The sequence below is a fragment of the Vibrio sp. 1580 genome (assembly GCF_033340055.1).
Genome location: NZ_JAWOVT010000010.1, coordinates 138,798 through 161,181, shown reverse-complemented (window position 1 = coordinate 161,181; position 22,384 = coordinate 138,798). Strand labels below are relative to the sequence as shown.

The 22,384-nt window shown below is 43.0% G+C and carries 24 protein-coding genes; 16 read left to right on the top strand and 8 right to left on the bottom strand.

Translation table 11 applies throughout. The features are described 5' to 3' along the window. Positions 1–62: 62 nt before the first annotated feature. Complete coding sequence (locus tag R7093_RS16995; protein WP_005377473.1) at positions 63–419, bottom strand: hypothetical protein; 357 nt, start codon at positions 417–419, stop codon at positions 63–65. A 257-nt stretch (positions 420–676) separates the two neighbouring features. On the opposite strand from R7093_RS16995, the gene ccoN reads away from it, so the two are divergent. The 10 genes from ccoN to uspE all read left to right on the top strand — a co-directional run bounded on the left by ccoN (position 677) and on the right by uspE (position 9,678). After that, positions 677–2,104, top strand: a complete 1,428-nt coding sequence (gene ccoN / locus R7093_RS16990; protein ID WP_005396488.1) for a cytochrome-c oxidase, cbb3-type subunit I — start codon at positions 677–679, stop codon at positions 2,102–2,104. A 12-nt stretch (positions 2,105–2,116) separates the two neighbouring features. Continuing rightward, positions 2,117–2,737, top strand: coding sequence for a cytochrome-c oxidase, cbb3-type subunit II (gene ccoO / locus R7093_RS16985; RefSeq protein ID WP_318146752.1), 621 nt, complete (start codon positions 2,117–2,119; stop codon positions 2,735–2,737). A gap of 9 nt (positions 2,738–2,746) precedes the next feature. Then, entirely contained in the window at positions 2,747–2,920 is a 174-nt protein-coding gene (locus R7093_RS16980) for a cbb3-type cytochrome oxidase subunit 3 (RefSeq protein ID WP_005377485.1), read from the top strand. Then, positions 2,920–3,894, top strand: a complete 975-nt coding sequence (ccoP, locus tag R7093_RS16975; protein WP_005377487.1) for a cytochrome-c oxidase, cbb3-type subunit III — start codon at positions 2,920–2,922, stop codon at positions 3,892–3,894. Before R7093_RS16980 ends, ccoP begins: the two co-directional genes overlap by 1 nt. A gap of 105 nt (positions 3,895–3,999) precedes the next feature. After that, positions 4,000–4,476 (top strand): FixH family protein, encoded by a 477-nt coding sequence (locus tag R7093_RS16970; protein ID WP_005377489.1) that lies wholly within the window; start codon positions 4,000–4,002, stop codon positions 4,474–4,476. Positions 4,477–4,480: 4 nt separating this feature from the next. Then, the gene (locus R7093_RS16965) at positions 4,481–6,844 is read left to right on the top strand and encodes a heavy metal translocating P-type ATPase (protein WP_047102300.1); all 2,364 of its coding nucleotides are present in this window, start codon (positions 4,481–4,483) and stop codon (positions 6,842–6,844) included. A gap of 15 nt (positions 6,845–6,859) precedes the next feature. Continuing rightward, a complete protein-coding gene (ccoS, locus tag R7093_RS16960) occupies positions 6,860–7,024 on the top strand; it encodes a cbb3-type cytochrome oxidase assembly protein CcoS (RefSeq protein WP_005377493.1) in 165 nt (54 codons plus the stop codon). 8 nt (positions 7,025–7,032) lie between these two features. Continuing rightward, positions 7,033–7,713: a sulfite exporter TauE/SafE family protein gene (locus R7093_RS16955; RefSeq protein ID WP_318146751.1), complete on the top strand. Its 681-nt coding sequence runs from the start codon at positions 7,033–7,035 to the stop codon at positions 7,711–7,713. Positions 7,714–7,803: 90 nt separating this feature from the next. Then, positions 7,804–8,550 carry an FNR family transcription factor gene (locus tag R7093_RS16950; protein ID WP_005377497.1) on the top strand — a complete coding sequence of 249 codons (747 nt, stop codon included), beginning with the start codon at positions 7,804–7,806 and terminating at the stop codon, positions 8,548–8,550. A 180-nt stretch (positions 8,551–8,730) separates the two neighbouring features. Continuing rightward, positions 8,731–9,678, top strand: a complete 948-nt coding sequence (gene uspE / locus R7093_RS16945; RefSeq protein WP_005377500.1) for a universal stress protein UspE — start codon at positions 8,731–8,733, stop codon at positions 9,676–9,678. Positions 9,679–9,818: 140 nt separating this feature from the next. Here the strand turns inward: uspE and ttcA are convergent, their stop codons facing one another. The 4 genes from ttcA to R7093_RS16925 form a co-directional block, all read right to left on the bottom strand. Further along, positions 9,819–10,712 (bottom strand): tRNA 2-thiocytidine(32) synthetase TtcA, encoded by an 894-nt coding sequence (gene ttcA / locus R7093_RS16940; protein WP_005377502.1) that lies wholly within the window; start codon positions 10,710–10,712, stop codon positions 9,819–9,821. Between the two features lie 198 nt (positions 10,713–10,910). After that, positions 10,911–11,573, bottom strand: a complete 663-nt coding sequence (locus R7093_RS16935) for a DUF2987 domain-containing protein (RefSeq protein WP_025766641.1) — start codon at positions 11,571–11,573, stop codon at positions 10,911–10,913. A 13-nt stretch (positions 11,574–11,586) separates the two neighbouring features. Next, the gene (locus tag R7093_RS16930; RefSeq protein WP_017634900.1) at positions 11,587–12,423 is read right to left on the bottom strand and encodes a glucosaminidase domain-containing protein; all 837 of its coding nucleotides are present in this window, start codon (positions 12,421–12,423) and stop codon (positions 11,587–11,589) included. Beyond that, complete coding sequence (locus R7093_RS16925; RefSeq protein ID WP_005377508.1) at positions 12,416–13,213, bottom strand: hypothetical protein; 798 nt, start codon at positions 13,211–13,213, stop codon at positions 12,416–12,418. The genes R7093_RS16930 and R7093_RS16925 overlap by 8 nt, the downstream gene beginning before the upstream one ends. 400 nt (positions 13,214–13,613) lie before the next feature. On the opposite strand from R7093_RS16925, the gene potA reads away from it, so the two are divergent. From potA to R7093_RS16900, 5 genes are all read left to right on the top strand, one after another. Beyond that, positions 13,614–14,729: a spermidine/putrescine ABC transporter ATP-binding protein PotA gene (gene potA, locus R7093_RS16920; RefSeq protein WP_047102297.1), complete on the top strand. Its 1,116-nt coding sequence runs from the start codon at positions 13,614–13,616 to the stop codon at positions 14,727–14,729. After that, positions 14,710–15,570 carry a spermidine/putrescine ABC transporter permease PotB gene (gene potB, locus R7093_RS16915; RefSeq protein WP_005377512.1) on the top strand — a complete coding sequence of 287 codons (861 nt, stop codon included), beginning with the start codon at positions 14,710–14,712 and terminating at the stop codon, positions 15,568–15,570. The genes potA and potB overlap by 20 nt, the downstream gene beginning before the upstream one ends. Then, positions 15,570–16,340 (top strand): spermidine/putrescine ABC transporter permease PotC, encoded by a 771-nt coding sequence (gene potC, locus R7093_RS16910; RefSeq protein ID WP_318146750.1) that lies wholly within the window; start codon positions 15,570–15,572, stop codon positions 16,338–16,340. Before potB ends, potC begins: the two co-directional genes overlap by 1 nt. Positions 16,341–16,442: 102 nt before the next feature. Next, positions 16,443–17,474 (top strand): extracellular solute-binding protein, encoded by a 1,032-nt coding sequence (locus R7093_RS16905; RefSeq protein ID WP_047102288.1) that lies wholly within the window; start codon positions 16,443–16,445, stop codon positions 17,472–17,474. A 249-nt stretch (positions 17,475–17,723) separates the two neighbouring features. Beyond that, positions 17,724–18,761 (top strand): extracellular solute-binding protein, encoded by a 1,038-nt coding sequence (locus R7093_RS16900; RefSeq protein ID WP_025766646.1) that lies wholly within the window; start codon positions 17,724–17,726, stop codon positions 18,759–18,761. 88 nt (positions 18,762–18,849) lie between these two features. Here R7093_RS16900 and cobB read toward each other — a convergent pair whose 3' ends face one another. Continuing rightward, positions 18,850–19,581, bottom strand: coding sequence for a Sir2 family NAD+-dependent deacetylase (gene cobB, locus R7093_RS16895; protein WP_005377522.1), 732 nt, complete (start codon positions 19,579–19,581; stop codon positions 18,850–18,852). Between the two features lie 118 nt (positions 19,582–19,699). Here cobB and R7093_RS16890 point away from each other — a divergent pair, with 118 nt between their 5' ends. Continuing rightward, positions 19,700–19,873 carry a hypothetical protein gene (locus tag R7093_RS16890; RefSeq protein WP_005377524.1) on the top strand — a complete coding sequence of 58 codons (174 nt, stop codon included), beginning with the start codon at positions 19,700–19,702 and terminating at the stop codon, positions 19,871–19,873. 32 nt (positions 19,874–19,905) lie between these two features. On the opposite strand, the gene R7093_RS16885 is transcribed toward R7093_RS16890, so the two are convergent. Beyond that, positions 19,906–21,126, bottom strand: a complete 1,221-nt coding sequence (locus R7093_RS16885) for an ammonium transporter (RefSeq protein ID WP_318146749.1) — start codon at positions 21,124–21,126, stop codon at positions 19,906–19,908. Between the two features lie 342 nt (positions 21,127–21,468). Further along, positions 21,469–22,368 (bottom strand): immunity 49 family protein, encoded by a 900-nt coding sequence (locus R7093_RS16880; RefSeq protein WP_047102285.1) that lies wholly within the window; start codon positions 22,366–22,368, stop codon positions 21,469–21,471. Between the last annotated feature and the right edge of the window lie 16 nt (positions 22,369–22,384).

Genomic DNA, 22,384 nt, shown 5'->3' with positions numbered 1-22,384 from the left:
TCTCTAGGTAAGAAGGTGTTAATTTCATTAATAAGTTACGATTATCTCGTGATAGATCGTATTTATAATTGAACTACAACAATGTTTTCACCTTTTTTAAAGGTGATTTTTTTCGATTCAGGCATGATGTCCCATTCTACTGACTTATGCTTTTCGTTGAGATTGATAAAATTACCAGATTGATTTAGATCAATTTTTAGAGTGCTACTTTCTGTCGTTTCGAGCGAAATTCCCATTGAGTCACGATTAATCGTGATTATTTCTCCTTCAATTGTTACATCGCATCGTTCTTTTTGTGAACAGTCAACGCTATTAACACTCTCGTGTGTAAAGGTACGCCAGAAAAATGCGCCTATTAAAACACTGAGCATGATTAAGATTTGTGCAAGTCGCGCCTTTGTTAACTTTTGTGCAGGCATAATTACTAATATCCTTGTTACAAACTTCAAACTTTTTAAATAAAAAATGATTTCCAGAGGTCCAGTAAGGTTACTACCCTGTCATTGAATTGTTAATTCAAGTATAGTGTCACGCTGAAAATGCCACTTTTTATTAAAGTCAGCAATGGAAATAAGGTGATGATAACACTTGAATTCTAGAGTTTACTTGGGTGGTGTTACGACGCAAGTCGTGTTGGAAGTAAAAGTGTAGTTAATTAGAAATTGGAAGCATGCAAATGAGCCAAGTAAAGCAGCTTGAACAAAACTACAACTATACAGTCGTTCGCCAATTTACCCTTGTGACCATTTTATGGGGCATAGTTGGTATGGCTGTTGGTGTTTTGATTGCCGCTCAATTAGTTTGGCCACAGCTAAACTTTGATACGCCGTGGTTGACGTACAGTCGCTTACGTCCACTGCATACTAATGCGGTAATTTTTGCGTTTGGTACCAGTGCTCTGTTCGCAACGTCTTATTATGTTGTACAGCGCACATGTCAAACACGTCTTTTTGGTGGCCCACTCGTTGCCTTCACCTTTTGGGGTTGGCAAGCAATCATCCTGGCAGCAGCCATTACTTTGCCTCTCGGTTTAACATCGGGTAAAGAGTATGCTGAGCTAGAATGGCCTATTGATATCGCAATTGCGCTAGTATGGGTATCATATGCGGTGGTGTTCTTCGGCACACTGGTGAAACGAAACACGTCACACATATATGTGGCAAACTGGTTCTTCGGTGCCTTTATTATCACAGTAGCAGTACTTCACATCGTGAACAGCATGGCTATTCCTGTGTCACTTGGTAAATCTTACTCGATTTACTCGGGCGCAGTGGATGCGATGGTTCAGTGGTGGTATGGACACAATGCGGTAGGTTTCCTACTGACCGCTGGTTTCCTAGGTATGATGTACTACTTCGTTCCTAAACAAGCTGAACGTCCTGTTTATTCTTACCGTCTATCTATCGTTCACTTCTGGGCACTTATTTCTCTATATATTTGGGCAGGCCCTCACCACCTTCATTATACAGCGCTACCAGACTGGACTCAGTCTCTAGGTATGGTTATGTCGCTGGTTCTATTTGCTCCTTCTTGGGGTGGTATGATCAACGGTATTATGACGTTATCTGGTGCATGGCATAAGCTTCGTTATGACCCTATCCTACGTTTCCTAATCGTTTCACTGTCGTTCTACGGTATGTCTACCTTTGAAGGCCCGATGATGTCGATTAAGACGGTTAACGCACTTTCTCACTACACAGACTGGACCATTGGTCACGTTCACTCTGGTGCGTTAGGTTGGGTTGCGATGGTTTCTATCGGCTCTGTATATCACTTGGTACCTCGCCTATTTGGCCAAGAGCGTATGTACTCTGTTGGTCTAGTTAATGTGCATTTCTGGCTAGCAACAATCGGTACCGTTCTTTACATCGTTGCGATGTGGATCTCTGGTGTAATGCAAGGTCTTATGTGGCGCGCGGTTAACTCTGACGGTACGCTAACTTACAGCTTTGTTGAGTCTGTAGAAGCGTCTTATCCGTTCTACTTTGTACGTTTCCTAGGCGGATTTATCTTCCTATCTGGTATGTTCCTAATGGCATATAACACGTACAAAACGGTAAGTGCACCAAAAGAAAGCCTAAAAGCTATCCCACATCCGGCATAAGGAGATTTAAGAATGAGTAATAATTCTAATAATCGCCATGAAATCTTAGAACGTAATGTCGGTTTGTTGGCTATTTTTATCGTGTTTGCTATCAGTTGGGGCGCTCTTGTAGAGATCACTCCTCTGATTTTCCAAAAGCAAACGACTGAACCTGTAGAAAATCTGCGCGCTTACACTCCTTTGGAGATGGAAGGCCGTGATATCTACATCCGTGAAGGTTGTAACGTTTGTCACAGCCAGATGGTTCGTCCTTTCCGCTCAGAGACTGAACGTTACGGTCACTACTCTGTTGCTGGTGAGAGTGTTTGGGAACACCCATTCCTTTGGGGCTCTAAGCGTACAGGCCCGGATTTAGCTCGTGTTGGTGGTCGTTATTCTGACGAATGGCACCGTGTTCACCTGTTAGATCCTCGTGAGCTTGTACCTGAGTCAAACATGCCAGGTTTCCCGTGGCTAGCTGAAAACGTTTTAGACGGTAAGCTAACTCAGAAGAAACTTGAGCTATTTCGTGATCAGTTCGGCGTTCCATACACTGATGAAGAGATCGCGAATTCGGCTAAAGCAGTAGAAGGTAAAACAGAGATGGATGCAATCATCGCTTACCTTCAGTCTCTTGGTCATGCAATGAAGTAAGGGGATCATATGGATTTCGGTACAATTCATAGTATTTATACCGTTGTACTCTTCGCTAGTTTTATTGGCATCGTATGGTGGGCATTTAGTAAAAAGCGTAAAGCACGCTTTGAAGAAGATGCCAACTTGGTGTTTGCTGACGAAGAACAAAAGACCCCTAATAACCAAGGAGTGAAGAAGTAATGACTACATTCTGGAGTCTCTGGATTATCGTGATTACTGTCGGTACGCTAGTAGGCTGTGCGATTCTCCTGACTTGGTGCGCTAAAGATAAAATGGGCGTCGAGGAAGGGGAAGACATGGGCCACGAGTACGATGGTATTCGCGAGCTAAACAACCCTCTACCAAAGTGGTGGACTTACCTGTTTGTAAGCACATTTGTGTTCGCAGCAGTTTACCTTGCCCTATTCCCAGGCCTAGGTAGCTTCAAGGGCTTTTTAAACTGGCAGAGTTCGGCTCAAACCGTTCGCTCACTAGAAGAGTCAAAAGAAGCCATCGCTGCAGCACAAGAGAACAAGCAACTAAACCAATATGCAAAAGAACTGGATGATGCCGACGCTTACTTCGGCGAAGCATTCCGTAAACTTGCGCACAATGACAGTGGTCTACGCCCAATTCCTGAAATTGCGCAAGATCCTGAAGCATTAAAAGTTGGTCAGCGTTTGTTTTTGCAAAACTGTTCTCAATGCCATGGCTCTGATGCACGTGGTCAGAAAGGCTTCCCTAACCTGACTGATGATGCATGGCTATATGGTGGCGAGCCAGCAGCGATCGTTACAACCATCATGCACGGCCGTATTGGTCAAATGCCAGCATGGAAAGATGCCCTTGGTGAGCAAGGTGTTCAAGAAGTTGTAAGTTACACACTTAGTCTATCTGGTCGTAAAGTAAATGCTCGTGAAGCCGCGGCAGGTAAAGCACGCTTCGTAGTGTGTGCAGCTTGTCATGGTACCGATGGTAAGGGTAACCCTGCAGTCGGTGCGCCTGACCTTACAGACCAAGACTGGTTATTTGGTGACTCTCGTGCAGCTGTAACAGAAACCGTAATGAACGGACGCTCAGGCGTAATGCCTGCGTGGAAAGACATTTTGGGTGAAGATAAAGTTCAGCTCGTTGCCTCATATGTCTGGAGTTTAAGTAACTCAGAGAGTAAGTAACTGAGATATTACGTAACATAGCAATAACAGCCCCTTTCATAGGGGCTGTCTTTCCTTTAAATTTAACGCCTTACATTTTTTCATTTAGCTGTTGAGAACTTTTTTATGGTAAAGCCTTGGTATAAACAATTTTGGCCGTGGTTCCTAATCATCCTTCCTCTTACTGTCGTAGTTTGGACTGTGATTACTGTGGTCGTTTTCTCGAACAACTCTGTTTCTTTAGTCGCCGAGGATTACTATAAAAAAGGCAAAGGCATTAATATCGACATTAGTAAAATGAATGTCGCTCGTGACCTAGGTCTTAACGCTGAGATTTCCTCTGAAAATAACAATGTTGTGATTGTTTTCGCTAAAGGGAAGCTACCTCATTACCCTGCTCTAACGGCCACTTTCACTCATCGTACTCTTCCTGATCGTGACTTCACAAAGCTTGTAACAGCGGATGCATCTGGTAATTACCGACTAAAAGCTGAGGAATCTATTCAAGGACCATGGTTTGTTGAACTACAACCACACGACAAGCAATGGATGATCCAAGGTAAAGTTGAGTTTCCTGCCTCTTCAACACCGTTAATGAAGTAAGCATATGTGTAAATCCTGTTATCACTGCGGTGAAGATGTACCAGCCAACACGGATTTCAAAGTAGAAATATTGGGTGAAATTCGCGACATGTGTTGTCCGGGCTGCGAAACTGTGGCGCAGACTATTGTCGATAGTGGTCTTGTCTCATATTACCAATACCGCACTGCGCCTGCAGAAAAGGCAGATCTAGTACCAGAGCAACTCCAAGCTTTAATTCATTATGACAATCCGGATGTACAATCTGAATTCGTACGAAATCGCGAAAATGTTTCTGAAGTAACCCTTTCTTTGGAAGGCGTTTCATGTGCCGCTTGTGCGTGGTTAATCGAAAAGCAAGTTTCTAATACGGCCGGGTTGGTATCTATCCGTGTTAATACAACCACCAATCGAGCGTTACTAGCCTGGGATAAAACTCAGGTACGGTTAAGCGAGCTCCTTTCCGTTATACATAAACTTGGTTACAAAGCTGCACCTTTTGAAGCAGATAAGCAAGAAGCCTCTTACCATCGAATGATGAAGCAATATCTATATCGGCTAGGTATTGCAGGTTTAGCAACCATGCAGGTCATGATGCTCGCCGTTGCACTGTATCTCGAAGTCTTTGGTGATTTAGAGCCAGAGTTTAAAAGTTACTTTCGTTGGGTAAGTTTGATTTTTGCTACTCCTGTTTTGCTTTATTCCGCTCTTCCATTTTACTTAAACGCATGGCGCAGTATCAAAGGCCGAACCCTTGGTATGGATGTCCCGGTTTCTATCGCGTTGATCTTTGCCTATGTTGCAAGTTTAGTTGCAACAGTAACTGAACAAGGCGAAGTCTTCTTTGAATCTATCTCGATGTTTACCTTCTTTTTGTTAGTAGGTCGATTCTTAGAGATGCGCGCTCGTCGCAAAGCTGCTGCAGCGAGTGGTAACCTTCTTAAGTTGATTCCGGCAATTGCTACAACGCTGGACGGTGATCAGATACCCGTGAAGACGCTAAAAGTTGGCGATCGTATCCGCGTTCTACCTGGTGAACATATCCCCGCTGACGGTAAAGTTATTTCAGGCCGTATTCATATTGATGAATCCATGCTAACGGGTGAGTCAGTGCACGTTGTGAAACGAGAAGGCGATATTGTTTATGCGGGAACGCTAAACGGAGACGAATCATTTGAACTTGAGGTAGTAAGCTCAAAGGCCGATTCAATGATTTCTAACATCGTGCGTTTACAAGATGAAGCTCAACACTCCAAACCTAAAATTGCGGAAATTGCAGACATTGTCGCCCGTTACTTTGTTGGTGTGATTCTTATCATCTCTGCTGGTACTTGGTTTTACTGGCATCAAACAAAACCAGATGATGCGTTTTGGATCATGCTGTCTGTGTTAGTCGCTACGTGTCCATGTGCGCTATCTCTGGCCACACCGACCGCACTCACTTGTGCTACCTCTAGAATGGGTAATTTTGGCATTTTACTTCGTAAAGGCCATGTGTTTGAGACATTATGTAAGATCAACCACTTAGTTGTAGATAAAACAGGCACTCTAACGAAAGGTGATATTGAGATCTGTGAAACAAAGGTACTTAGTGATCTCCCACAGAAAGATTGTCTATCACTAGCTGCAGCTTTAGAGGCTCATGCAAACCACCCTATCGCTCGTTCTTTTGCAACTTTCACCAATGATGACTTTATCGTGTCTGATGTGCAAAACGTGATTGGGTCAGGGATTGAAGGGATATGGAATGGCAAAATCGTTAAGATAGGCAGTGCGGCTTTTGTTCAAGGCAAAGAAAGTGGTGAAAGCCAGGCGGTCTATCTGTCGGTTGATGGCAAGCATGTCGCTAGCTTTTACTACCGCGACCCTATCCGAAAAGAAAGCAAAGCCTTTATTCAACGTTTTGCTGACGCTGGAATTAAGACAACCCTGCTAACTGGTGATTCTCTCTCAAACGCCCAACCAGTGGCGAATGAAATTGGTATCGATCACATCGTCGCGTCAGCAAAGCCAGAAGATAAGCTTGCATACCTTAAGAGCTTGGACGAAAACAGTATCACTATGATGGTTGGTGATGGAATCAATGACGCGCCGACTCTCGCCGGAGCTCACCTTTCTGTCGCAATGGGCGGTGGTACAGATGTCGCTAAAGCTTCTGCAGATATGACGTTACTTGGGGATAATCTCGAAAAGCTACTAGAAGCACGTTTGCTTGCACTGCGTACAAGAAAGATTATTCGAGAAAACTTGGCTTGGTCTTTGGGTTACAACCTGTTAATTTTGCCTTTGGCGGTCGCAGGTTTAGTGGCTCCCTACATTGCAGTAGTTGGCATGTCTGCAAGCTCAATTATCGTTGTATCTAACTCTTTGCGCCTGCTCAAAGAGAAATAAGTAGAGAAAGCAAACATGGAAAGTCTTTATATATTGATTCCCATCGCTATCGTTCTCGTTTGTGTTGCTGTCGCCGTTTTTCTTTGGGCGGTAAGAAGCGATCAGTTTGAAGATCTTGAACGGCAAGGGCACAACATTCTTCTCGACGAAGAAGACCAATCTAATAGTGATAAAAAGTAGCGACCTTTATGACTCCTGATTTTATCGGTGCGTTGATGATCGGCTTAGTAGGAGCCGGTCATTGTATGGGTATGTGTGGTGGTATCGCGTCTCTGCTTACCATGGGCTCTTCTGCTAAAAATAAAACCACCCCTCTTATCCCCCTCTTCTACAACCTCGGACGATTGATCAGTTATACCTTAATAGGAGCATTAGTGGGTGGTGCTATATCAGGTTTATCTGAGCTTAGTGGGTTAACAAATTCTCTTGCTTGGTTAAGGCTGATTGCTGCGTTATTCATGATTCTGGTCGCGCTGTATATTGCTAAATGGTGGCAAGGCTTACTTTTAATAGAAAAGCTAGGGCAGTATCTCTGGCGCTTTATCTCGCCGGCAGGGAAGAGTTTGTTGCCATTAAAGCATCCTCTTCACGCGTTGCCATTTGGCTTTATTTGGGGTTGGTTACCATGTGGTTTAGTTTATTCAGCGCTTACTTGGTCGGCGGTTTCTGGTAGTGCGATGAACGGCGGCCTAATTATGCTTGCGTTTGGGCTCGGAACGCTACCTGCAATGCTTATTATTGGATACGGTGCCAATCATTTTCAGAAATTACAAAAATCATTAATATTTAGAAATATTTCAGCATTAATCCTTATTGGCTATGGTACGTATACCGCTGTAGGAGCCTTAGCATTACTCGGTTTCATATAACGTTAAACTCTATTGAGGTGACATTTTTGCTACCCTTTAGGATTAAGCGATGCTAAAATATTGATGTATATCAAATAGTGAAAGGTTGTTATGATTTCTGAAAAACCTGCAACAAAGCGTATCCAATCAGGCGGTTGCGCCATTCATTGCCAAGATTGTAGCATTAGTCAACTGTGTATCCCGTTCACTCTAAATGAGGCAGAACTTGACCAGCTTGACCAAATCATCGAACGTAAGAAGCCTATTCAAAAAGGACAAGAGCTTTTTAAGGCCGGTGATGAGCTAAAATCGCTATACGCTATCCGCTCTGGTACCATCAAGAGCTATACGATCACAGAGCAAGGTGATGAGCAAATCACAGCGTTTCACTTAGCTGGAGACTTAGTCGGTTTCGATGCTATCACTGGTGACTCCCACCCTAGCTTTGCTCAAGCACTCGAAACGTCGATGGTATGTGAAATCCCATACGAAATTTTAGACGATCTATCGGGTAAAATGCCTAAGCTTCGCCAGCAAATCATGCGTTTGATGAGTAACGAAATTAAAGGTGATCAGGAAATGATTTTGCTTCTTTCTAAAAAGAACGCAGAAGAGCGACTAGCTGCTTTCCTTTACAACCTATCAACGCGTTTTTCTCAGCGTGGCTTCAGCCCTAGAGAGTTTCGTTTAACTATGACTCGTGGTGATATTGGCAACTACCTTGGTCTTACAGTCGAAACGATCAGTCGTTTGTTAGGTCGTTTCCAGAAATCTGAGATCCTAAGCGTAAAAGGTAAATATATCACTATCTTAGACCACGATGCATTGATGGAACTTGCTGGTGTAACTAAAGAATAATACACCCTAATTATTGATGTAGCTCGAAAATGAGCTACATCATATTTCTCATAAATTCCTTTCGAAAGTCCTCAAAAAGTTCTCCAAACTAAGCTACAGTAAAAATGTACGGTGAGTACTCCAAAATACTGATTTAATTTACATTCAGTATCTGGTTTTGCAATAGAAGTGGGCTTAGTTATGAGTATATACAGTAAGATCCTTGTTGTAGCTGACATCAATAATGATGAGCAGCCCGCACTTGCAAGAGCTGTTCAATTAGCTCAGAAAAGTGTATCTAGAAGCCGAATCACTTTCTTTTTATCCATTTACGATTTCTCGTATGACATGACGTCAATGCTATCAGTGGATGAAAGAGATGCTATGCGTCGAGGTGTCATTCATCAGCGTGAGCAGTGGATGCGTAAAATTGCTCAACCATACCTAAACGATGGCTTCGACTTTGATGTTTGTGTTGTCTGGCACAACCGTCCTTATGAGGCGATTATTGCTGAAGTCTACGCAGGCAATCATGACCTAGTCATCAAAGGCACACGTAAGCATGATGTTTTAGAGTCTGTCATTTTTACACCGACAGATTGGCACTTGTTGCGAAAATGCCCTATTCCAGTGCTTCTTATTAAGAATGCTGCTTGGCCGGAACAAGCAAGTATCCTTGCCTCAGTACATGTGGGCTCAGAAAACCCGACTCATATTGATCTCAACGATACGATGGTCGAGCGATTAAAAGAAATCACCACTCGGCTTGAGGCCAAGCCATATCTTGTTAACGCCTACCCCGTTACACCGGCGAACATTACGATTGAACTTCCTGAATTTGACCCAACGACTTATACCGATGCAGTGCGAGGTCATCATTTAACGGCTATGAAAGCACTACGCCAAAAACATGGTCTTGATGAAGAACAAACGATAGTTGAGCAAGGTTTACCTGAAGATGTCATTCCGGCAGCTGCAGAGCGCTTGAATGCTGCAATGGTTATTTTAGGTACCACAGGGCGAACAGGGCTTTCTGCTGTCTTTATTGGTAATACAGCGGAGCACGTAATTGATAAAATAAATTGCGACGTGTTGGCTCTAAAACCAAAAGGCTACATTAGCCCTCTCGACCCAAATACAGCAACCTAATCTCTCTTTAGTATTGTTATGTATTGAGCGCTTTCAAATAAGCGCTAATAAATCCCCCAATACAGGGGGGATTTTTGTTTAGGAACAGTTAAAGCGTTGGGTACAAAAAAGGAGGTCTAATTGACCTCCTTTTTTACGAGTTAGATGTTCGTAACATCGATGAACATTGATTCATCAATATTCGTCGAAGAAACGACAGCCTCATTAAATTCATACTCTTCGCGGTTACCTTCACGATCTAGCGGTAAGTTAACAAAGTCGAACAATTCGCGGTCTGCTAGTTGGCTTGGGCTTACGTTTTGAATTGATTTAAAAATCGCTTCCACACGCCCTGGCGTCTTCTTATCCCATTCAATCAACATTGCTTTTATAGATTGACGCTGAAGGTTCTCTTGAGAGCCACAAAGGTTACACGGAATAATTGGGAAATCCTTGTGCTCAGCGTATTTGATCAGATCTTTTTCACGACAGTAAGTCAATGGACGAATGACCACGTTACGACCATCATCAGAGCGTAGCTTTGGTGGCATCGCTTTAAGGCGAGAGCCGTGGAACATATTCAAGAACATTGTTTCGACGATGTCATCCATGTGATGACCTAGCGCAAGCTTAGTTGCACCAATCTTCTCTGCAAATGAATACAGCGTACCACGTCGCAGGCGTGAACACAGACCACAAGTGGTTTTGCCTTCTGGTACCTTCTCTTTTACGACGGAATACGTGTCCTTATCGACGATATAGTAAGGGATATTCAGTGTTTCGAAATACTCTGGCAGAATGTGCTCAGGGAAGCCCGGTTGTTTTTGGTCTAGGTTTACCGCAACCACTTCAAATTTGATCGGTGCGGCTTTTTGAAGATTCAGCAGGATATCAAGCATCGCGAATGAATCTTTACCACCGCTAATACATGCCATTACAACATCGCCTTCTTCGATCATGTTGTAATCAGTAATGGCATTTCCAACATGTCTTCTTAGGCGTTTCTGAAGCTTGTTGAATTCTAGGGTTTCTTTTCTTGTATCTATTTGGTTCATTGCGGGCTCTCACATCGCCGATAAATCGACTAGGACTTCCTAACATGGGTTTCTTTGGGGCGTGGATTATACGAGCTTTTTACGCAGGATTAAATGTTTGTCTTATTGAGTCTTTAAGAAAAGAGTGTGAAAGATACTTTAGTTACGGTCAAAATTAAAAAAGAGCTGCGATTGCAGCCCTTTCTAAACGTTCAGTGTTCATTTCTTTGCGTTAGGTAGATAAGGTAACACTCGCATCGTCGGTTCTGGTAGTGTCATTGTGCCACCTTGCCCTATTTCACTTAGTGCGACTTGTATCTTGCCATTGACAATTGGCTTTTCGGTTCCGTTTGAGAAAATCACTTTATCATTCAGTTGATTTGCAAACTCCATCGTCACACCTTGAACCTCCGGTGTAAACCAACCCGCAAACATACCGCCTAAATCTTCCAGCATCGTCTGCATTTGAGGTAGAAGAGGCTTAAGTTGGTCGTAAGAAACGTTACCCTGTAATGGTTCTTTGGTCATCACAACAAGTGAGTAATCGCAACGTGTATCTTTTGGGGTATCGACAAAAACCAACGGATTCGCTGACTTTAAGTTTTTATCAACAGGTAAAGGCAACTCTTGTGAAGCAGGGATAACAAACTCTTCATAGTGCTCTTCTTTTTCCATCCAAGCTTTTTCTATCATACAAATTTGTTTAGTTTTTGCGTCCACAAAAAAGACACCAACTTTCACATCGTCATGCCCTTCTTTATTGTTGTTTTTTAGTTGAGTATATAACTTTGAGTACGTGAACATGTACTCTTGAGCTTGGGTTATCGGCGATGCAAGAATTAGCGCCGCACTTCCCAACAGACTTAGGCTTAACTTTTTCATTTTATCCGTTATTTTATTGCGTCCAGTAGGCGTTGTTATGACGAATCATAGCGCGAAGATCGTGTACATAGGCGATGCCACGTTCAGAATAGGCTAGCAACCCATGCGTTAACTCTGACGCGGTTGCGACCGTTAACAAGCCCTTGTTCTTTTCAGCCAGAGATGTTCTGATTTCACGCAGGTCTGCATACGCTGGGTTTCGATTAACATTCATAAAGTAGCCATGAACAGACTGTTGTACAGAATCGAATTTTTCAACTTCATGAACTTTGTTAGCGCCACGTTGCGCTGGAACAATTCCACAGCCCTTTTTATAACACCATTGGCCGAACAAGTTGTTTGCTTGAGTAGCAAAACGAGAAGTGCCCCACGCAGATTCATTTGCCGCTTGAGTTAGAACCAACGCTTCTGGTAAGACGTTCACTCTCACAAGCATCTCGTCTAGCCATGCTTGATCAATCTTATCGTTACTCAAGGGCAACGAATACAGAGATGATAACCGCTGAGCATACTCTTGTTGTTCTTGCGTCACTTGTCCCACCTTTAAAGAGGTAAGAAAGGCCCGCTCATGACGAATTCGTTGATTCTCAAGAGCAATTTTAGGCCTTAAAAAATCAAAAAAAGCAGCTTTTTTCTCTTTCGTATCTTTTATTGAATTGAAGTCTGGGATATCACCGATGTATGGCAAGTGTGATAAATCGACATGCTTAATCTTGCCAGAGAGTACGTCAGGATTTTCCACATATTTAAACTGTTTCTCGTAGTGTAAATATGGGCCTATAGAAATGAAAGTGGCGGCTATACAGGTTGCCGCCACTCGTAAACTTATTGATTTCAAAGAATTAGGCATCAAACACCTGTGAGTTACCATCGTGATCATTATCGTTTTTCTGTGTTGTAACGATCTTAAGCTTAATTCCAAACATTTCGCGGTAGAGTATGCCTTTCAAATGGAAGAAGAATGGCAGCACAAAAATCAAGCCAATACCGTAGAACATTGCTGCAATAATAAACATTAACATCACGCCTAAGTAAAGCCCCGCGACCACAAAAATCTTCTTGTTGATTGCGCGAAGTGATAACAGCAACGCTTGCATTGGTGGCACCCTTTTCTCACAAATCAACAAGATAGAGTGACTAAATGCCAAGGAAAGATACAGCGACAGTAAAGGAAAAATCATACCAACCACACCTTGTAGCATCAAGCTCATGAGCGTTGCTAGGATAACAGGAATGGTGAACTGCAACCCCTTTCCAACATGGCGCAACTTAGTCTTCAGGCCAGCGACATGACTCATAGCCATCAAACTTATCCCCGCATAAATTGGGGCGCTAATCACCTCATAACTGAAATTCGCGACATAAATAGAAGACACAATATCGTTTGTGAACGACTCTGGGTTCTCAAACGCATCAAGAATAACGGTCAAATCGCCCAACTGCAGTTTTAATGCAATATAGAAAATACCTAACTGGACAAAAAGCAATACAATAATGGCAGGAGAAAATGATAAAAAGTGCTGGATGGTTGCTCGCCAAGCTTCGTTAAAAACCGCGCCAGCTTTAAGCTCGTAGTTGCCAGACAAAGCTCGCTCTACACTCCCCCCAAGATTGAAATCTTTCTCAAAATCGTCGTTCATAGTTTATCCAAGACTAACTTGTAAAATTTTGACTGGAATTCCAGTCAATTAATGTAATCGTCATTATAAAGAAATCTTTCCACATCTAACATCACAACTCACCTACAATCCTTGCAATCTCAACTGTATGGTTGATAATTGACCACTTTCAAGGTCATGAAATTGAAACAATTGTTGAACAAAGTTTAGTGCTATCAAACTGTGTCTAGATGCCAATTAATCTCATAAAAACAGTATGGTAAGGAATGATGGCTTTTTCCTGCAAAATTATTTCTGTTTCAAGATAAGAAAATGCTTTAATTTCACACTTTTGGTGATTATGATGCGCGCCTCAAAAGTGAATGGTTAGTGTCACATCAGCTGGGATAATCCCGGCTTGAACGTGGGGGAAATACAGACGTTGAACGCAAAACCGCAAGCAGGAAAGCCAGTTATTCGTTTATCTGGTATTAGTAAAAGTTTCGATGGGAAGGAAATCATCGGTAATTTAAATCTGGATGTTAATCATGGTGAATTTCTGACGATTCTCGGGCCTTCTGGTTGTGGTAAGACAACAGTTTTACGCATGATTGCAGGTTTTGAAACGGCAGATAACGGTCAAATTATTTTGGATGACCAGGATGTAACACAGGTTCCTGCAGAGCAAAGGCACGTCAACACGGTATTTCAGAGTTATGCACTCTTCCCTCATATGACCGTATTTGAAAACGTTGCTTTTGGTCTTCGCATGCAGAAAACACCTGCAGCAGAGATCGAGCCACGAGTTATGGATGCGCTTCGCATGGTTCGCCTAGAAAAAATGGCACAGCGTAAGCCTCACCAACTTTCTGGTGGTCAACAACAACGTATCGCCATTGCGCGTGCGGTTGTGAACAAGCCAAAAGTACTGCTGCTAGATGAATCTCTATCTGCACTTGATTACAAACTGCGTAAGCAAATGCAAATCGAGCTTAAACAGCTTCAGCGTCAGCTTGGTATTACCTTTATCTTCGTTACGCACGATCAGGAAGAAGCCCTATCGATGTCTGACCGCATTATTGTAATGCGCGATGGTGTTATCGAGCAGGATGGTTCTCCACGTGAGATTTACGAAGAGCCGAAGAACCTATTTGTTGCTCGCTTTATCGGTGAGATCAACGTATTCAACGCAACCATGCTAGAGCGTATCGACGAGAAACGTATCCGTGCAGAAATCGAAGGTGTCGAGTCTGTTGTTTACTACGATCAGGAAGCGCAAGCAGGTGAAAAACTGCAAGTACTACTTCGCCCAGAAGACTTACGTATCGAAGAGATCAAAGAGTCTGAAGAAAAAGGCATCGTAGGTCACGTAACAGAGCGTACCTATAAAGGTATGACGCTTGATTCAGTTATCCAATTGGATTCAGGCATGCGTGTAATGGTTAGCGAATTCTTTAACGAAGATGATCCTGATGTGGACCACTCACTTGGCCAGAAAGTCGCTATCACTTGGGTTGAGAGCTGGGAGGTAGTCCTCAATGATAAGCAAGAAGATTAATCTTCAAAACGCGATCATTACCTTAATCGTCGGTTGGTTAACACTTTTCGTGTTGGTACCAAATGTGATGATTATCGGTACGAGTTTCTTAACGCGTGATGAAGCAAACTTAATCGAAATGACATTTACTTTCGACAACTACTTACGTCTACTCGATCCCTTGTATGCGAAAGTGCTGATGCACTCGTTCTACATGGCGATTGTGGCGACGTTGTTGTGTTTAGTAATTGGTTACCCATTTGCTTACATCATAGCGAAAATGCCAGAGAAATGGCGCCCATTCATGTTGTTCTTAGTTATCGTACCTTTTTGGACAAACTCTCTTATCCGTACTTACGGCCTGAAGATTGTTCTGGGTACACAAGGTATTTTGAACAAATCATTAATGGCGATGGAAATCATCGATAAGCCATTACGTATTATGTACACCGAAACAGCAGTAATGATTGGTCTTGTGTACATCCTGCTTCCATTTATGATTCTGCCGCTTTACTCGGCAATCGAGAAGTTGGACAACACTTATATCGAGGCGGCGAAAGATCTTGGTGCGAACAAGTTCCAAACCATTACGAAAGTGATTCTACCTCTTACAATGCCTGGCATTATCGGTGGTTGTTTGTTGGTTCTGCTACCAGCACTAGGTATGTTCTACATCTCTGACCTTCTTGGTGGTGCGAAGAACCTACTGATTGGTAACGTTATTAAGAGCCAAGTATTGAACGCTCGTGACTGGCCATTTGGTGCTGCGACCAGTATCGCCCTCACCTTCGCAATGGCTGTGATGCTTTACGCTTACTACAGAGCAGGCAAACTATTGAATAAGAAAGTGGAGCTAGACTAATGGGACGCACAGTTAGATTTAGCTTTATGGCGCTGGTATATGCATTTTTGTATCTGCCAATCATCGTCTTAATTGTTAACTCATTTAATGCCAATAAATTTGGTATGAAATGGGGCGGTTTCACCACGAAATGGTACGAAACTTTAGTAAATAACGACAGCCTAATGCAGGCTGCATGGCATTCATTGAGCGTAGCGGTATTTTCAGCGACAGCTGCAACCATTATTGGTAGCTTGACGGCTGTTGCTTTATTCCGTTACTCGTTCAAAGGTAAAGGCGCGGTAAACGGCATGCTGTTTGTCGTAATGATGTCTCCAGATATCGTAATGGCGATTTCATTACTTGCTCTGTTCCTTGTATTGGGCGCACAGCTAGGCTTCTTTACTCTATTGATTGCTCACATCACCTTTTGTCTACCATTCGTTGTGGTAACTGTATACAGTCGCTTAAATGGCTTTGATGTGAAAATGTTGGAAGCAGCAAAAGACCTTGGTGCAAGCGAGTGGGTTATCTTGAAACAGATCATCCTTCCTCTCGCTAAACCAGCGGTTGCCGCAGGTTGGTTATTGAGCTTTACCCTGTCTTTGGACGATGTGATCATCAGCTCGTTTGTAACGGGTCCAACATACGAAATCTTGCCATTGAAGATTTACTCCATGGTTAAGGTGGGCATTTCACCGGAAGTGAACGCCCTAGCAACGGTGATGTTGATTGTTTCTTTGGTCTTGGTAGTAATTTCTCAGTTGCTAGCAAGAGAAAAAGTGAAGTAGAATCCGCACCTGTTAACATCACGAAACAGAATGGTTACATGCCATTCTGTTTTTCTATCTATCGTCCAAAATTGGACAACGTTTGGTTTGGAGCTAACGTCAATGAAAAAATGGGCTACTCTATTAGCTGGTAGTGCATGTGCGCTTTCTCTGTTCTCTGGTACAGCGACAGCGGATGATAAAGAACTAGTATTTATGAACTGGGGTCCTTACATCAACAGTAATATCCTAGAGCAATTTACTAAAGAAACTGGCATCAAAGTGATCTACTCGACTTACGAGTCGAACGAAACTTTGTATGCAAAGCTAAAAACTCATAACCAAGGTTATGACCTAGTAGTACCTTCAACGTACTTCGTGGCGAAGATGCGTGACGAAGGCATGCTACAAAAGATCGATAAGACTAAGCTGAAAAACTTCGGCAACCTAGATAAAAACTACCTAGACAAGCCTTACGATCCAAGTAACGACTACTCTATCCCACACGTTGTTGCGATTACAGGCCTAGCGGTTAACGCAGATATGTACGATCCAAACGACTTCCAAAGCTGGGCTGACCTATGGAAGCCTGAGCTTGAAGGTCAAGTAATGTTGATGGACGACACTCGTGAAGTGTTCCATATCGCTCTGCGTAAACTTGGCTACTCAGGTAACTCAAAAGACCCTAAGCAAATCGATGAAGCGTACGCTGAGCTACAAAAGTTGATGCCTAACGTTTTAGTTTTCAACTCTGACAACCCTGGCGCACCTTACATGTCTGGTGAAGTGGGCGTTGGTATGCTTTGGAGCGGTAGCGCCGCAGCGGCACAAAGTGAAGGCCTGAACCTTAAACTCGTTTTTCCTAAAGAAGGCGGTATCGGCTGGGTTGATAACTTCGCTATCTCTTCCGGTGCGAAGAACGTAGAAGCCGCTCACAAGATGATTGACTTCCTACTGCGCCCAGAAATCGCAGAGCAAATCTCTCGTGATACTGGCTACCTAACGGCGGTGGAAGAATCGAATGCTAAGTTTAAAGACGTTGCCCCACTGTTCCCTTCTCAAGAAGACCTTGACCGTGTTGAATGGCAAGATGCGGTTGGTGATCTAACCGTTAAGTACGAAGATTATTTCCTCAAGCTGAAAGCGGGACAATAATCTAGCTTGTGTAACAAGTCATCAACCATAGGAAAATAGGCAGCAATACGCTGCCTATTTTTGTCTTAGGCTGATATAATCGCGCGTTGCTAGGTTTATTTGTCTTGGTATCATAGATTTATCGTCTCATAACAAGGAGACAACGATATTCAAGCTAAATGAACATATTTGTGCTTACTGCGATTTGGCTCAACTCGATAACTCCAGCTAGTATTGACTTGTCCAATCGCGAAACAAAACGGAAAACAAATGAAAAGTAAATTCTACGCAAGCGCTCTATGTGCAGCGACGCTCATCGCTACCCCTGCAATGGCTGCTGATCAAGAACTGTATTTCTACAACTGGTCGGAATACATTCCAAACGAAGTTCTTGAAGACTTTACAAAAGAAACCGGAATCAAAGTTATTTACTCTACATACGAATCTAACGAGAGTATGTACGCAAAACTAAAAACTCAAGGTTCTGGTTACGACTTGGTAGTACCGTCTACCTATTTCGTCTCTAAAATGCGTAAAGAAGGCATGCTACAACAGATCGACAAAGAGAAATTATCTCATTTTGCCGATCTTGATACTAACTTCCTAAACAAACCGTTCGATCCGAACAACAACTACTCTATCCCATACATTTGGGGTGCGACCGGTATTGGTATCAATGCTGACATGCTAGACAAATCATCGGTTACTAAGTGGGATGATTTTTGGGATAGTAAGTGGGAAGGTCAACTAATGCTGATGGATGATTCTCGCGAAGTATTCCACATTGCATTGACTAAGCTTGGTTACTCACCAAACACGACTAACCCAGAAGAAATCAAAGCCGCTTACGAAGAACTGAAAAAGCTAATGCCAAACGTATTAGTATTTAACTCAGACTTTCCTGCAAACCCTTACCTTGCGGGTGAAGTTTCACTAGGCATGCTTTGGAACGGTTCTGCATACATGGCTCGTCAAGAAGGTGCGAACATCGACATCATCTGGCCAGAAAAAGGCACTATCTTCTGGATGGACAGCCTAGCAATTCCAGCTGGTGCGAAGAACGTTGACGCAGCTCATAAGATGATCGATTTCCTACTACGTCCTGAGAACGCAGCTAAGATTGCACTAGAGATTGGTTATCCTACGCCAGTTAAAACGGCACACGATCTGCTACCGAAAGAATTTGCTAATGATCCAAGCATCTTCCCACCACAAGAAGTGATGGACAGCGGTACTTGGCAAGATGAAGTTGGCGAAGCGAGCGTAATGTACGATGAGTACTTCCAAAAGCTAAAAGTGAACAACTAATTCGTTAGTTTTAAAGATATGAAAAAGCGGCTCATGAGCCGCTTTTTTGTTCTTAATGACAAGACAAAAACTCTTCCTGTTGAAGTTATTACGCTCTTTCTTTTCCTTCTAGAGCCAGTATCTCGTCAACTAATTTTGGAACCTCAACGCTTGCTTTTCCGTAGCGTTTTTCCTCAAATTCACTTTCTACCGCACTAGGTTCTAGGTTAATTTCAATGGTATGTGCGCCGTGCATTTTTGCATCATGAACAAAACCTGCTGCGGGATACACAACGCCAGAAGTCCCAATAGAAATAAACAAATCTGCTTCTTCTAATGACGCGTAGATATCACCCATTCGCAGTGGCATTTCACCAAACCAAACAATATGTGGTCGCATTTGTGAAGGGATCTGACAACAGTGACAAAGTTCGCCTGTCTTAATGTCCTCATTGTGCTCTACTACTTGGTTAGATTCACTACAGCGCGCCTTGAGCAACTCACCATGCATGTGAATCACATTCTGACTGCCGCCTCTTTCGTGAAGGTTGTCTATATTTTGAGTGATGACCGTCACTTTACCTTCTAACTCAGCCTCTAAACGACCTAATGCTTCATGCGCTGCATTAGGCTTTATCGCATTATCTTGAAGTTTCTTGCGGCGTTGGTTGTAAAAGTCTTGAACAAGGTCCGGATCGCGAGCAAACCCTTCAGGCGTTGCTACATCTTCGATACGGTGATTCTCCCATAGGCCATCTTGCGCACGAAATGTTTGAATACCAGATTCGGCCGAGATACCTGCACCAGTAAGTACTACAATATTTCTATAAGGGAAATTCATAACTCATCCTTGCTGTTTTTTCATTAGCTTAACACTGAAAGAATAGCAACAGTAGTAATATGGATTAGACCATAGTCGTAATGGTCACTATTAGAATTACAATTTAAGAGGAACAGCAATGAGACAAGTATCTCTAACGTTTACATTGCTTCTGACTTTGGCAGGCTGTCAACTTACCAATGTTGAAGGCGAAGTCGATGATGTAAAGGTAAGAGTCAGCACCAATGATGATGACCATCGAGGTAATGGTAATTTCTGTCCTCCGGGCCAAGCCAAGAAAGACAATTGCTAAAAGAGCGGCTTTATGCCGCTCCCATATTGGCCTCAATCCTCGTTGGTCGAAGATATTTTATGAATGGCTAGGTCAGCGCCATTGAATTCGTCTTCTTCTGAAAGCCTCAGTCCCATACTGGTATTAATCGCACCGTAGACTACAAGTGCATCAAGCGCTGCGATGGAAAGGCCCAAAAGCGTTCCTAGAAGCTGAACGATAATGCTCACGCCACCTAGCCCACCCAATGCGCTTTGACCAAAAATCCCAGCGGCAATACCACCCCAAGCGCCACATACACCGTGTAAAGGCCAGACACCTAGCACATCATCAATCTTGGTTTTGTTTTGTAGGTGGGTAAAAAGATAAACAAATAGCACGCCAGCAATCGCACCTGTCACTAAAGCACCGATAGGATGCATTAAGTCTGAGCCCGCACATACAGCAACCAAGCCAGCTAGTGGGCCGTTATGAATAAAGCCAGGGTCATTCTTACCAGCCAACAGTGACGCGACAATGCCCCCGACCATTGCCATCAATGAGTTCATAGCCACCAAGCCACTTATGCCTGACACAGTTTGAGCTGACATGACGTTGAAGCCAAACCACCCCACACATAAGACCCAAGCTCCCAAAGCCAAAAACGGAATATTCGAAGGTGCAAAGTTGGTGTGCTTTCCTGCTCGAACTCTGCCTTTTCTCATGCCCAAAAACACGACGGCAACAAGCGCTATCCAGCCGCCAACACCATGCACAACGACTGAACCTGCAAAATCGTGGAAGCCATAACCAAAGGTATTTTCAAACCAAGCTTGAACACCAAAGTTTCCGTTCCAGATCATTCCCTCAAATAGTGGGTATACAATACCGACAGTGAAAAATGTTGCGATTAAAATCGGATAAAAACGAGCTCGTTCTGCGATACCACCTGAAACAATAGCGGGAATCGCTGCAGCGAAGGTCAGCAAGAAAAAGAACTTCACTAACTCGTAACCATTGCCTTGAGATAATGTCTCAGCATCAGCGAAGAAGGTGCCGCCATAAGCGACCCAGTATCCAATGAAAAAATACGCGATGGCGGATATACCGAAATCGGCCAAGATTTTAACTAAAGCATTAACTTGGTTCTTTTGGCGCACGGTTCCTACTTCAAGAAAAGCAAAACCAGCATGCATCAAAAAAACCATGATTGCGCCAAGTAGTAAGAAAAGTGTGTCGGAACTTTGCGTGAGAGTTTGTACAGCGCCGTGTACCTGATTGGCAGTTACACTCATTATGATTGTCTCCGTTGATCTGTAGCGCACTTATCCTGTGCATCAAAGTTAGGCTCATCACCAATTTGGTGAACTTAATTTATAGAGCGTCTAACAGAGCAATTCTCATTCCATAATTTATATTTCTAACACTTACGCTTTAATTTATTGTTTTGTATGAACTTTAATAAAATTACGTATTCTTGAAATGGTGTTTAACATGCTAATAAATGCACCAATATGGTTTTAGTGCACCAACACAATGCGCACTATATGGTTCAACAAACAGCAAACTCTCTACCATAAACGTAAAAGCCACCCCATGAGAGGTGGCTCATATACGGAATTGCTAACTAAAGGGGTTTATCGAGTGATCTTCCCTGCTTTTACATCTTCTAACCAACGTCCTTCGACAAGATAGGGAGGAAGCCAACCAGTTTCAACAGATAGACGGTTGCCTTTGTCGTACCACATGCAAGCCATGCCAAGCAGAGGGAAGTTGATAAAAGTTCTGATGCCTATCCTATCTGGTCCTAATTCTCTAAGATGATATTTCTCTTGGAACTGTAGGTTTTTAACGAGCGCTTCCTCAAAATCATAACCAATATTAGTAGTGAGCGCTGCGAAGGTTTCTAGGATCCCCATCGCAATTTCCAACGCCCAGTTATCTCCTTGAGCTACCGCCGCGTCCATTGCTGAAACCAGCTTATCAGGATAATCTGATGTGCGATTGTGGAACGACTGAATGACGTCTACTAGCATATAAGACAGCTCACCCGCTTTGGTAGAGCTCTGTCTCATCAAAGAAATAGGAAAGTTTGCCAACACATCCATGCTAGCTTTGTCACGGACGATGACAGAGGTAAAATAGGCATCTAACCACATTGAAGGACAAATGAAGCCTGTTTTTAAAATACCTTCGCCTTTCCATGTTACTTCAGGATAGCCGAGGATCTTTATGGTTAATTCATCACTGGGATGTATTGCAAGGCTATGATAACAAGCATTCATCAACGAAGTTTCGTAAAGGCGTAATGTACAAATTTTTTCGTCTTCAGATGAAGCTTGATACCACGTAAACCAGCGCACTTGCTCGAATGCATAATCTCCAAAGCTAATCAAGTTCTCTCGCCTAATTTTGAGCCCTTCTTTTCTTTTATCTAAGATTCGATTGATATAATCTTTCTCAGAAGCAATGCTATTATCATCTAACTTGGGCCTTGCTGTACGCTCTATAATTTTGATTGGCTTTTTACCTTGCATTGTTGAACTAACCCTT